The organism is Flavobacterium frigoris (genome assembly GCF_900111075.1).
Taxonomy (GTDB): Bacteria; Bacteroidota; Bacteroidia; order Flavobacteriales; family Flavobacteriaceae; genus Flavobacterium; species Flavobacterium frigoris.
On record NZ_FOFZ01000002.1, the window covers coordinates 400,838 to 414,877 of the forward strand.

General features: G+C 33.7%; 6 protein-coding genes. All 6 read right to left on the reverse strand.

The features are described from left to right. Positions 1-53: 53 nt before the first annotated feature. Complete coding sequence (locus BMW63_RS04930) at positions 54-971, reverse strand: GyrI-like domain-containing protein (protein ID WP_074721803.1); 918 nt, start codon at positions 969-971, stop codon at positions 54-56. Further along, entirely contained in the window at positions 972-2,297 is a 1,326-nt protein-coding gene (locus BMW63_RS04935; protein ID WP_074721805.1) for a vanadium-dependent haloperoxidase, read from the reverse strand. A gap of 38 nt (positions 2,298-2,335) precedes the next feature. Then, complete coding sequence (locus BMW63_RS04940; protein WP_074722086.1) at positions 2,336-5,602, reverse strand: VCBS repeat-containing protein; 3,267 nt, start codon at positions 5,600-5,602, stop codon at positions 2,336-2,338. Continuing rightward, the gene (locus BMW63_RS04945; RefSeq protein ID WP_074721807.1) at positions 5,595-8,912 is read right to left on the reverse strand and encodes a VCBS repeat-containing protein; all 3,318 of its coding nucleotides are present in this window, start codon (positions 8,910-8,912) and stop codon (positions 5,595-5,597) included. Before BMW63_RS04945 ends, BMW63_RS04940 begins: the two co-directional genes overlap by 8 nt. Positions 8,913-9,068: 156 nt before the next feature. Next, a complete protein-coding gene (locus tag BMW63_RS04950) occupies positions 9,069-10,610 on the reverse strand; it encodes a RagB/SusD family nutrient uptake outer membrane protein (RefSeq protein ID WP_074721809.1) in 1,542 nt (513 codons plus the stop codon). Between the two features lie 11 nt (positions 10,611-10,621). After that, on the reverse strand, positions 10,622-13,639 hold the full coding sequence (locus BMW63_RS04955) for a SusC/RagA family TonB-linked outer membrane protein (RefSeq protein ID WP_245744862.1): 3,018 nt from the start codon (positions 13,637-13,639) through the stop codon (positions 10,622-10,624). Between the last annotated feature and the right edge of the window lie 401 nt (positions 13,640-14,040).

Consider the following 14,040-nt stretch of genomic DNA (forward strand, 5'->3'; position numbering starts at 1 on the left):
CGGCAGTACCGAAAACGTTTTCGAATTCATGAAATAATATCGAATTTTCTTTTTTACATTTTTAAAATAGGAATAATTATTTTTGTCTCCCAGCTCAGCTCATTCCCTCCGTTAAAAGGGTTTGCTAGGAAATGTTCCAGTGGTTGGTGGGCTAAGTCGATTCCCTGCTTTTGTGCATAATCTAACAAGGTAAACCAAGCTCGGTCTGAGGTCCTGAAATTACCGTAATAAGTTGCCTGTAATCCTTTAATGGCTTTTAAGGTTTTAAACTTTACAAATTCATTTTCAACAAACTTAGTGCCCTTGGCAATGGGAAAGCAATAATTGAAATCAAGCGTTTCTTTATCCAAATCCCAATTTTGAATTTCGACATATGGTTTCCCTATGATTTTGATATTATTTTGTTGCAAATAGCCTGTTATAATTGCATCATTTGCAATCATTGTCTGTGCTTTTTCCTGCATCATACTTTTTAAATTGATAAAAGCAACAAACGTTTCCTCAGAAGTTTTAATTCCAGCAATTTTAATTCTAAAGCTTTCCAAATGTTTATTTAACCCATTTCTAAAATTAGTAATCTTTTCAATTTGTTGTTTTCTAAAATCAGTTTCAACAAACGGAACAGTCAATCGGTTGTAAATACTATTATTAAAATCCTTTATACAAGCATTAACTTGAGTAACAGAATCATTGATAGAATTAATTTCCCAAGTATATTCCATTTTTATCTTCCCTTTTGTCATCGATTGCTTGATGAAACTAAAGTTTTTCTTTTCTAGCGTATGATATTCTTCTTTTTCCGTAGATTGTCGCAAAGCTGACCATTCCTGAACTCCTTGAAATACGGTCCCGGTTGCTGTTTTTACCTTAAATGAAATACAGTAATCACTTTTTTTAATAAAAAGATACCACACTAAAAAAAGCGAAATTAAAACGCTAAAAAACAATACTACTTTTTTATTAGTCTTCATTTACTTCGTCATTTTCAATTTATTCACAACAAAACCAGCAATTTCATTCCCTTGTACAATTCCGTTTTCAATTGCTGCTCTGTAATGAATACCTCCATAAAAACGACTCATGGCAGCCTCTTTTGAAGCAGCGTTAAAAGATTTAAAAGATCTGTTTGGCAGACCAAAAGGCAACTCTGAATTATCCACAAAAGCAAAATTATCTCCAAATATCGACGTTAAAATTGCAGCCGAAACAGTAGAAACCACAGAATGTCCACTAGTGTATTCTGGAAATGGAGGTGTTTGCAAAGCTGGTTTCCAGTTTTCATCAATTTCCTGATTGATCACCGTTTCTGGCCTTATAACATTACTCCTAAACTTTTCATCCCAACAGCTGATAAATGCTTCAAACATTCCGATAGATGTTTCTGTATAAGCAAAAACTGTTTTCTCAAAATTAGCACTTGATTTTTTACAAGCAATTTTGGTAATTCCCATCCAATGCGCGCCTGGAGTTATTTTCTTTTTGGCAAACATCATATGTCCTTGACTCACCGAAACGTAAGGATTACAGTCCCAGAACTGAGCCATCTTAACCTCATCACAACTATCACCCTTCTTTTTCATATCTAAGCTAATATCATAAACCTCTTGTACTTGTTTAAAAAAAGCTGAATTTTTATTTAATGAAAAAGGGAGTGCTGGTATAGGTTTAAATTGAGAGGCAGAATCTAATACAAGTGTTCTAATTTCGCTCCAATGTGGTTCTATTGCATCCATATAAGCCGGTGGAGTTGGTTGCCATCTACCGGCAACATTAGGCAAAACAGAAAACTTAGACATCGTTCGCGTTTGCTTGTAATTGTCTTTATCCATCCATTTCTTGATATGATCTGCTACTTTAAGTCCATATTCTTTAGAAGCTTCAAATTCTTTTTCATTAGTCTCGCTCCATTTTTTATATAAGCTATCTCTAAATTTCTCTACTAATTCTTCTGAAAAAACCAACTGCTTGCTCACTTCCATATGAGCAACCAAAGCCGCAACCTCAACATTCACTCCGCTTTTAGGATCTAATTTAGGAGTAGTTCCTAATCCTTTTAACTGAGTTCCTAGAGTGAAATAAGTCTTACTATTTTGAGCAATAACTTCATACGCAGCAATGTTAGGATAAACAAAAATCCTACTAGCAACTGGCGGTGAAAAAATATCATGAATCATTATTTCTGTCACATTTTCTATCGCAGCATGATATTCATCTGTTGTAACTTCAATCGGTTTGTCCTTTTGACATGATATAAATAGTGCAACAATTGCAACTATAAAATATTTTCTTAATCTCATTTCTCTTTCTATTTAAATTTGAATATCCTTTTAACCTATTACTTATTTTCCTTGATCATAGGTAATTCATATACCTCCGCTTTGTTGTTGTTTACAGTCACAAGTAAATATTTTTTCCCTTTTAGAGTAATCATATCTAAATGCCTTACTGCTTTTTGAGACAAGTCAATTCCTAATGTATTACCCAATACAATTGTTTTTGCATCTTTGATTAAAGCACCCGAAAAACCATCAAAACGACTGTGATAAGGAGTTACTCCAAAATAATTACCTGCTGCAAAAACAGCTTCTTTTTTACTGGAATCAAAGTTAGATTTCACAAAACAATTAATTGGAGCGACTTGCAATTCACTTGAAAAAGCAACAAAAGTGAATTTTCCGTTCTGATTTTTAAGGTATCCCGATTTTAAATTATGTACTTCAAAATGCTTTGCGTCCGAAAGCATTTTTGGACTAAAGACTTCTTCAACCGTTTTTCCTGCAAATACCTTATAGCTTTTGAATTTCTTTTTTAACATCCCACTAAACTGCTCTGCTAATTCATCAAGTCCCATGGTAGTGTAATAGCTTCCATTTTTTTCAGTAGCTACAATCGTTTCATAAGATCCGTTGTGATCAAAATCATCATAATACATTCTCATCGGAAATTCCTGAGACGCCTTGAACTTGGAGTTCATCCCCCAGTTCCCTACTATATAGTCAAGGTCCCCATCATTATCAATATCAAAAGGTATAATTGCTTGCCACAAACCATTACTTTTTTCTGGCAACACAGTAGCTGTTACGTCTTTGAATTTTCCGTTTGTATTGGCAAAAAAAGTAGGTTTCATCCATTCCCCTATTACAATTAAATCGATTGTACCGTCTTTATTGAAATCTGAAAATACAGCATCCGTCACCATTCCAATTTTTGAAAAGGTTTTATTTTGAACAATAGAGAAAACACCGTCTGCATTATTTAATAAATAGGAATCTGGAATGCTTCCGAAACGGTTATTAACCGAATTATTTCCAACAAAAATATCTAAATCTCCATCATTGTCATAATCAAACATTTTAACTACAGAAGCATTTTTGGTCAACTCCACTAAGTTTGATTTTACTAATTGTTTTTTTTCTGATAGATACAAGCGGTCCTGTAAATCAGAGGCGTTTTCACCACCTCCAGAAGCTACAAACAAATCATTGACTTTGTCATTATTAAAATCCCCAATTACAGCCCCTGCATCTTCATATACGGAATCATTGGCTATAGTTGTAAACGTTTTTTTCGAAAATCCATTTCCATTTTGAACATATACCGTTGCCTTTTTATTCTTGGATCCACCAAAGAAAATATCGTCTTTACCATCATTATTTAAATCTCCTATGGCAGTAGCTGGTCCACGATCTGAACGTTGGTAAGGAATTAATTTTTGAAAGATAAAATCAACGTAGTCGTTTTCCTGATGCGTGAAGTCTATTCCCAAATTACCTTCTACCTTTTTAAATACCGGTACAATAGAAGGATGTAATTTTTGGTAATTAAATGCTTTTCTTCTTTTCGCAGCTTTTACTACAATTGTCTGATTGGCCTTTATATTCTTTAAAGTTTGATATGTTTTGTCAGGCCAAATAACCACTAAGGAATCAATCGTTTTTATCTTTCCATAGCCAAAATGTAGCATTGGCTCAGAAGAAGATTGAAATCCTCTTGTCGTTTGTAATTCCTTAAACTGTCTTTTCCCTTTTGCATAAGAAATCACTTTAGCTCCTATTCCGAAGGTGTTTTTTCCTTGAAACTGCAGTTTCAACTTTAAGTAATTAGAAGCAGTATCAGTTCTATTGATGTAAACAGATGCGACACTATTCAAATTATTAGTAATAATATCAAGATCTCCATCATTATCAATATCTGCATAACCACTTCCGTTAGAAATTATAGAGTCATTTTCTATCCAGTCCTTAGATCTATTTTTAAAATGTAAATCGGCAGCTCCTTGAAACATGTAGTTCGTACAATTCCCTTTTGGCATTTTGTTTAAAGCCTCTTTGTCTAATAATTTAGTGGTTGTTATTTTCGTTTTAATCTGGTCATTAGAATAATACTTGACATAATCTAAATCGTTAGGGCGGTTTGGGATTCCATTACCTACAAAAATATCCTGTTCCCCATCTTGATCATAATCAGCAAACAAAGCACTCCAACTCCAGTCAGTAGCAGCTACACCATTAAGAAGCGCGGTTTCAGTAAAATTATTTCCTGCATTATTTAATTGCAACATGTTTCTTGTGTACTGATAATGATACCCTAATTTTTCGGTTCTCATTTTTAGCATCTGTACATTATCATCTCCTAATGACGATTTTAAAACTTTTTCATTCTCAGGAAGCATGTCGAGCGTTAGAATATCTGGGAATCCATCATGATTGATATCCGCAACATCAACTCCCATCGAAAATCGGCTGGTATGTCCAAAATGTTGTTTTAAACTTTCTGTGAAAGTACCATCGCCATTATTTAAGTAGTAATAATCATCTTCGTGAAAATCATTCCCAACATAAATATCAGGATAACCATCAAGATTAAAATCGGAAACAGCAAGGCCTAATCCATATCCGTTTGCTCCTCCAAAAATACCTGCTTGCTCACTTACATCAACAAATTTACCATTGTCATTTCTAAATAATTTATCACCACATTCATAGCTTCTTTTATTTCTTACATCGGCATTCCCGAACGATTCTTCCGAATGTACCGCATGATTCAACAAATACATATCTAAATCACCATCTAAATCATAATCAAAAAATGCAGCCGAAGAGCTGTAATTATCTAAATCCAAACCATATTCTGCCGCACTTTCTGTAAAAGTATTGTCCTTATTATTAATGAATAATTCATTATGTCCTTCAAAACCATTTATCCCTACTACAGCACAAACATAAATATCTAAATATCCATCCCCATTTACATCTGCCATAACCGTTCCTGCAGTCCAGTCACTTTGACCCTCAACTCCAGCCTTAGTGCTTATATCTTCAAATTTATTATTGCCTTTATTCAGATACAATTTATTTTTACCCTGGTTTGATGTAAAATAGATATCAACCAAACCATCATTATTGATGTCTCCAAGTGCTACACCACCTCCATTATAATAATAGAGGTAATCTAAAATAGAAATATTTTTAGAAGGGTCTAATTGGTTATTGAAAGTAATATTACTTTTATCTGAGGCTAGTTTTTCAAATAAATAATGTTCTTTTTTTGAGCAACTTACCATTAGCACAGAAAGCAGTGCTATTCGAAAAAAATTATTCATTGCTTTTAAATATTTTAGGTGCATTATCATTAATTACGGCAATTATAGAAATGGCGTTTGCCTTGTTTTTTATTGTTTTAAGATGCTTCACTTCGCCTTTCATATAAAATCCAGATCGAGCATAAGGAACCCATGTATAGCTGCCGTTCTTATGCCCTAAAAGAACACTTCCATAATTAGAATCAAGTCTTGAAAACTGTGGTTTAAACTCGTATTGATTACCTCCTAAAACAAGGTCGAGAATTCCATCTTTATTAATATCTACCACGCAAATGGTGTTCACAGAAGAAAACTGAACTTCTTTTGGCAAAGCTTCTATTTCAAATGTTCCATTTCCTTTATTCATGGCAACCACGCTTTCCTGAATGGTAGCCGTTCTTTGAATTGAATTATTTGTGACATCAGCAACAAAGAGTTCCTGAAAGCTTTTCTTAGCGTAATCCGCATAACTTAAATTTTTCTTCTTAATCAATGGTATTTGTTTCGCAACATCCTGTTTTAGGTTCAAAGGCATATCTTTCCCATCTATAGATCGGGTTGCAATCTGTTCGATAGTTCCATTATTGTCAAAATCATTTACAAATAATCGCATCGGATTTTTTACAGAAGCTTTGTAAGTGGTATTCGTTCCCTTATTCCCCAAAACCAAATCTTTTTTACCGTCATTATTCAAATCTACACAGCTTACTGCATTCCAAAAACCTGAAAATTCTGTTAGATTTGATTTATATTCAACAAGTCTCCTTCCTGTATTTTTAAATATTTTTGGAGCCATCCAGTCCCCTACGATTATCAGATCTTTTTTAGAATCATTATCTATATCTTCCCATATTGCATCAGTAATCATCCCTACAGTATTGAGTTTAAAAGCTTTTTTATCAGTAGCATTAGTAAAATTACCTTTCCCATCATTCTCTAATAATAAATGTTTAGGGTCAATTCCATAAACACCAGGAACACTTCGGCTTCCTATAAAAACATCCATATCGCCATCATTATCAAAATCATTTGATACGATCACGGCAACATTATTATTTGTAGTTGGCATAGCCGTTGTACTTTTCACAAACACGCCTTTACCATTGTTTAAATACAAACGATTTTTATAATTGTTTTGATCGGCTTTTTCATTTCCTCCTGAGCCTACTAATAAATCAATATCGCCATCATTATCTGCATCAAAGAAATTAGCTGCAGTATCTTCATAATTAGCATCTGAATCAAGGCTGATTTGATTCGTCAAACTATAATTATTGTTTCCTTTATTCAAATAAATTTTCCCAGAAACTCCTTTTGCTCCGCCAATAAAAATATCTTCATTATCATCTCCATTAATATCTGCAACTGAAAGCGCTGGTCCTTCTTGAGAGAGTTCTTTTGAAATTAAACCTTCATAGTCAAAATCGATATAATCATTTTCTTTATGAGCTAAAAATCCAGATTTAGTTTCAACAAAAAGTGGCTTAGCTTTATTTCCTTTAGAAATATAATCCACTTTCGCGTCAGCAATTTTCAAATTAATTGTGCTGTTATTAGTGATTTTTTTAAGCGTTTGAAACTTCCCATTAGGCCAAATAACCTGTAAAGAATCTATTTTTTTTGTTCCAATACCAAAAGTCATCACATAATCAATAGAAGACTGAAAACCTCTAGAAGGAATAAGTTCTTGTCTCAAAATTTCTTTGCCTGAAAATAATTCTACAACACTTCCTACTCCAAAAATATTTTGATTATCCCCTTTTAACTTGACTTTAATAAAATGACTGTCTTTCTTTTTTTCTGAATTATTTTGATAAACAAAAGCCTCCATATTTACATTATTAACAACTAAATCTAAATCCCCATCGTTATCTAAATCTCCATAAGCAGCTCCATTTGAAAAACTAGGAGTACCTAAGCCCCAATTTTGCGCTTCATTTGTAAAAGTCAGGTTTTTATTATTTTTAAAGGCATAATTAGGAATAGGAGAACTTGGCATGCGATTTATTATCGTCTCAATTTGTTCCTTCTTTCCTGTCACGACCATCTTTTGCATAAATTCATTCGCAAAAAAGTCAACAAAATCTTGATTCGTCAAATCGTGATAAATTCCATTACAAACATAAATATCCTTGTAGCCGTCATTATCCATATCAAATAGTAAGGCGCCCCAACTCCAATCTGTTTTAGCAACGCCGGCGTAATTGGCAATTTCCACAAACTGATTATTTCCGTTGTTAACCTGTAAGGTGTTTTGCATGTATTGATTGAAAAAATCGAGATTTATTTTTCGTAGAAATAAATCATAATTTTCAAAACTAGTTGTGTTTTTTAATCGTTCGTCACCTTCTGGCAACATGTCTGTAACAAATACATCTGCTTTTCCGTCATTGTTAACGTCAGCCATATCTGCTCCCATAGAAGACTGACTGATATGAGAAGCCCAACCTTGAATTTGCTCCGTAAAAGTTCCGTTTTTATTATTTATGTACAGATAATCTCTTTCATAAAAGTCATTAGAAACATAGATATCAGGATACAAATCCCCATTGACATCTCCTACGGTAACACCTAATCCAAAACCGATTAAACTACCATAAATTCCTGCTTCCTTACTTACATCAACAAATTTTCCGTTATCATTACGAAGCAGACGGTCTCCGCCACCTTTTAAAATATCAGCTACGTCCCAATCTTTGTCCCTCAATTCTCTCTTATTCGAATAATTAAGACTACTCACCGGTATAAAACTATTATTTAAAATATAAGCATCTAAATCTCCGTCTTTATCATAATCAAAAAATGCTGTATGTGTAGTTATTCCAGTATCTGCTAGGTTATAATCTGCTGCTTTTTCGGTAAAAGTAAGATTCCCGTTATTGATAAAAAGTTCATTCTTTTGATTGTCGCCTTGTATGTTTCCAGCATTACAAACATAGATATCCAGTAATCCATCTGCATTAATATCAACCATAACAACTCCGGTTGACCAGGACTTAGAACCTTCTACTCCTGCTTTTTTAGAAATATCTTCAAATTGAAAATTCCCTTTATTTAAATACAATTTATTAGCCCCCAGGTTAGAGGTAAAATAAATATCTGAAAGCCCATCATTATTAACATCTGCAATAGCTACTCCACCACCATTATAAAAATTTCTATATTTAAAAATATTCATATCAGCTCCATTTTTCACATCATTAACAAAGTTAATTCCGGTTGCTGAGGCATCTAATTTAGTAAATAAAGCATCTTTATTTACAGTATTTTCTTTAGAACAATTAGAAAAAAAAAGAATGAAAATTGAAAAAAAAAGGTAACGATTAAACATACAACTGCTGGGATTTGGTTTCAAAAAAAAGAGTGATTTATTTGTCTAATTTATAAAATAATCATTAAATAAAATAATCAAAATAGAGTAAATAATAAAGAGGGTAACAAGTACCCTCTCTATAACTAACTCAAAACATAAAATTGTAAATAATCCTTAGTAACCGGGGTTTTGCTTTAAGTTTGCATTAAACAAAGCATCTGCTGGAATTGGAAATAATATATATTTATTATCAGAAACGTAAGGCTTCAACTCTCTGGCTGCAAGGAATTTTCCAAAACGCACCATATCATTTCTTCTCCATCCTTCCCACCATAATTCTTTAGATCTTTCTAGGTAGATTCCATCAAGAGTAGTTGGAAAAACTGCTACTTGTCCAGATCTTGAAACAATTTGCGCCAATTTAGCAACGTCATTTGTTCCTGACCCTCCTCTAGCAATCGCTTCCGCTTTCATCATCAAAGCATCTGAATATCTCATAAATACATAATCATTATCAGGCGCTCCTAAATTTTGAACATCTGGAATATATTTTTGACCTCTTACACCTGCAGATTCCAATGTAGCTCCACTCGTAATTAAAGTCAAAGCTTTAGTGAAAATTAATGGCTGACCAAGTGGGTTAACATCATTTTTAATTCTATCACGAGCGATTTCAGTCCCTCCAGGCTTATATATTTGACCAATTTGAAATCCAGTTGGATTACCAAATGCAGTAATTATCGCAGCATCATTGTTTTTAATACGTCTATCATTAGGATTAAATTTATCGTAGTATTCTGCTACAGTAGCAAAACCATTCCATCCATCTGGTGTTTGATTGTAATGCATTCCCATTCTCCAATGGAATTGAATTCCGCCTCCAGCACCACCTCTAACATTTTTGGAAGAGAATAATATTTCAGGAGAAGTATCATTACCTGGCTTGAAATTATCCCAATAATCAACAGCTAATGAACTATTAATTGCATCTATATTAGTAACTACTTTTGTCATATCGGCAGGATCAAAAGTATACGGTCCTGCAGGAGCTGCAGCTTTAAAGACACTTTTATTTAAATACAACTTAGCCAATAAAAAATGTGCTGCATCAGCATTCGCTACCCCAGTATTACCAACAACTCTTGCTGGCAACTGTGAGATTACCGCTTCCAATTCACTTATTACAAAGTCTGTAGCTTCAACTCGAGACCAAACTTTAGGGTCATCCTCCAAAGCAGAACCAGCTTCTCTGTAAGGCGCTTGTCCAAACAAATCAATTACATTGTAATAATAGAATGCTCTAAGGAAACGCGCTTGAGTTACTTCAGTTCCTGAACCATTTTCAATAACTAAATTACAATTGTATACTTGAGACAATAAAGCATTCCATGCATTTCTTACCTCAACGTGATCTGGAGCCCATGTATGCACGTGAATCTGTCTCCATGTTGCATTGTCATCCCAGTCACCTCCACGGGTAGGTCCAACTAATGCATCTGTTGACATTTCATCCAATGCAAACATTTGTCCTTGTGTCTCAAAACCTCTCAATCCTTCATAAGCACTAGTCAATAAGGATGAAGTATTTACTGTTCCTCCGCCAGTATTAGAGACAACAACACCGTCTAATACTTCTTCGTCTAGATTTGTACAACTCACCCCTAGTACAATCGTACTAGTTAGTAAGATGCCTTTTATAATATTAATTCTTTTCATCGTTTTTTTAATTAAAATGTTACGTTAAGACCGACAGATACACTTTTGTCTCTTGGATAAGATAGATATTCTATACCTGCTGAAGGCACACCATTCAGAGATTTATCAGTATCGACTTCTGGATCTGTTCCTGAATAACTTGTGATGACAAATAGATTTGCAGCATTTATAAAGACGCGAGCCGATTTAACTTTGATTCTTTCTAAATAATTTCCTGTAAGAGTATATCCAAAACTAAGATTACCCATTCTTAAGAAATCCCCTTTTTCTAAATACTTTGTAGAAGGAGAGTTAGGATCCCCAGCAGCTTGAGGAGATGTAGCAACTTCTTGAGTTACGTTTCTACCTCCAAGGAATGCTCCTTTAAAGAAATAAGCATTCGATGTATTATTATAGATATAATGTCCAAAAGCACCATAGAAAGATGCGCTTGCATCAAATCCTTTGTAGTTTAGACCTGTCGAGAATCCAACATTAATTTTTGGTAAAGGTTGCTTGTCTAGTAATTTTTTAGCAGCAGTACCTAAACCCGTATCATTTCCTGCAGCATCCGCATAAATAGAATTACCGCTTGCATCATACCCTCTCCATTCATACATATAATAAGAATAAGTTGGTTTACCATTAGTAATTACTTGTGCATACGCTCCAGACAATCCTTGACCATTTAATCCACCCGTAGAGATGAATCCAGCAAAATTTGTCATTTCATTTTTCAAGAAAGAGACATTCCCAGAAATATCCCAATTAAGATCCTCACTATTAATAATTTTATAGCTTAAAGCTACCTCAATTCCCTTATTAATTAAATTACCCGGTAAGTTTTTAAAACGAGGTGATGGAGGTCCAGGTTGAGTAGCAGCAGCAGGTACTGGAAAAATTAAATCTTTAGTATCTCTTTGGAAGTAATCAAGAGAACCTGTCAACCTATTATTAAGAAATTCGAAATCAGCTCCTATTCCATAGGATTTAGTAGTTTCCCACTTTAAATCAGCATTTGAATTACTATCTAAATTTAAAGAACCATTATTACCATAAGAAGCTCTCGCAATAGCCGAATTTGGTGCAAATTCCTGATTTCCAGTAATACCATAATTCCCTCTAATTTTGAAATCATTAACTAAACCCTCTTTATTATCTACAACTTTGTAAGCGATACCAACAGAAGGGAAATAATCGTATTTATTATTTAATCCAAGTTTAGTTGAACCATCAGCTCTCACTGTTCCTGTAAGGATTAATTTTTTATATAAAGTCGCATTAATTCTTCCAAAATAAGATTGTAATTCCACTCTATTTCTATAAGAAGATACTCTGTATTCATTTTGTAAACCTCCTTCAATATTATCAATTAAATTAGTTTGTACACTATCGTAACCTATTCCTGAAGATTGATTACCATCAGCAGTATAGTCATAGTAAGAATATCCAGCTAAAGCATCTAAATTAAAATTATCACTAATGTCATTATTGTAATTTAAAGTGTGCTCAAAAGTTTTATTGAATTTATTTTGATTCGCAATAGCCGCTTGACCATATTTAGTAATAGCAGGATTCGTTACAGGATCTGTTCCAGTACCTGGAACAACAGCTTGCGCAGTATTCAAGATTTGGATAGATGGAAGCAACTGTGTTTTTCTAGCCGATGTAGAACTCTCAATACCAAATAAAAATTGATATTTCAAATGACTATTAATTTTCCAAGTTGTATTGATACTTCCCAATAACTTGCTAGTGTTCGTGAAATCTTTATAAGAATTCAATAATTGAACTGGATTCAAATAAGAGGTACTGATTACATTATATGTACCATCCGCATTATAAATAGGAGAAGTTGGATTCCAGTACAATGCCGTACCAATTAAATTACCAATGTAACCTGCATTATTAGACAATAATGTAGTTTCATCTTTCAATGAGGTGTAAATAATTCTTGATTCCACTTTCAAAGCTCCTTCAAAGAAATCATTAGAGTTGTAAAACGAAGCTGAATACTTATCTAAACCTGAATTTTTAACAATTCCATCCGTGTTAGATGCTCCAAAAGACAATCTTGTATTCGAATTATCCGTAGTTTTACTAAACGATAAATCATGATTCATAGAAAAACCATTTCTTAATACAGCGTCTTCCCAGTTATAAGATCTTGACCCTTTGTCATCACCACCTGCAGCAACAAAATCATCAGCGCTCATCACACCAAAATTACCTGCCTTCTTACTAAAAGTAACAGAAGTACTATAAGTAAGTTGTGGCACGCTAGACTTTCCTTTTTTAGTAGTAATAACAATTACACCGTTAGCTCCACGAGAACCGTAGATAGCCGTAGAAGAAGCATCTTTCAATACACTGATACTTTCGATATCATTTTGATTAATAAAGTTCAATGGGTTTCTTGCAGAAGATGACCCCAAATCCTGAGCACCATTATTAGCCGTAAGTCCACCGCCAGCGGAAACATTACCACCATCTAACGGCACACCGTCAATAACATACAACGGTCCATTTCCAGAACGAATAGAGGAATTTCCGCGAACTCTTACTGCAACTCCACTTCCTGGTTCTCCACTAGATTGTGTTACTTGTACACCTGCTACTTTACCTCTTAATAGTTGCGCTGGTGAAGGCGCAGCTACATTATCAAAATCTTTAGCCCCTATTTGATCAACTGCACCAGTCGCATCTTTCTTTCTAACAGTACCGTAACCGATAACGACTACTTCTTTCAACTCTGCTGAGTCTTCTTTTAGTATAACATTCACCGAAGTTTTCCCAGCTACATTTACTTCTTGTGTTTTAAGACCAATATAACTAAAAACTAAAATAGCATTTGGTCCGACATTTCCGATGGTGAATTTTCCATCGAAATCTGTTTGTGCTCCATTTGTTGTTCCTTTAACTAATATTGAAGCCCCAGGAAGAGGCCCACTAGAATCGGATACTGTACCGGACACACTTTGCGAATATGTGAAACTTGTACATAATACCGTTAGAAACACCATCAAGCCTTTGGTTAGACTATTTTTCATACGTAATAAATAAGTTGGTTAATAATTTGTTTGAATGGTTTTGTTTAAATTGAATATCAAACTTAGCTAAAATTTATGATAACTTTAAGAAAATCAACAACTACAACGTTTTCGAAGCGCCGAAAACGTTTTCGATTTTAAAATCAATCCTTTAAAAATTTAGCTTTAAAATTATGTAAAACGTAAAAATTATACCAAATTTAAATCATTATGTTATTTTAACGTGAATAAAGCGGAATAAACAATCCGTTTTTATCAAAAAAAGTATATTGTATGAGAAACTATTGCTAAATACGCAATAAAAATGCGGTTTTCCCGAACATTTCATAATATGAGCCAAACACTCAAAATCAAATCTAATTTTTTAAATACTACTAAAAATAAAATTGCCTCAATTTTAC

Bases quoted from the DNA above. Each gene is read 5' to 3' on its own strand.
- BMW63_RS04930 (WP_074721803.1), bottom strand. From the start codon at position 971: ATGAAGACTAATAAAAAAGTAGTATTGTTTTTTAGCGTTTTAATTTCG.
- BMW63_RS04935 (WP_074721805.1), bottom strand. From the start codon at position 2,297: ATGAGATTAAGAAAATATTTTATAGTTGCAATTGTTGCACTATTTATA.
- BMW63_RS04940 (WP_074722086.1), bottom strand. From the start codon at position 5,602: ATGAATAATTTTTTTCGAATAGCACTGCTTTCTGTGCTAATGGTAAGT.
- BMW63_RS04945 (WP_074721807.1), bottom strand. From the start codon at position 8,912: ATGTTTAATCGTTACCTTTTTTTTTCAATTTTCATTCTTTTTTTTTCT.
- BMW63_RS04950 (WP_074721809.1), bottom strand. From the start codon at position 10,610: ATGAAAAGAATTAATATTATAAAAGGCATCTTACTAACTAGTACGATT.
- BMW63_RS04955 (WP_245744862.1), bottom strand. From the start codon at position 13,639: ATGAAAAATAGTCTAACCAAAGGCTTGATGGTGTTTCTAACGGTATTA.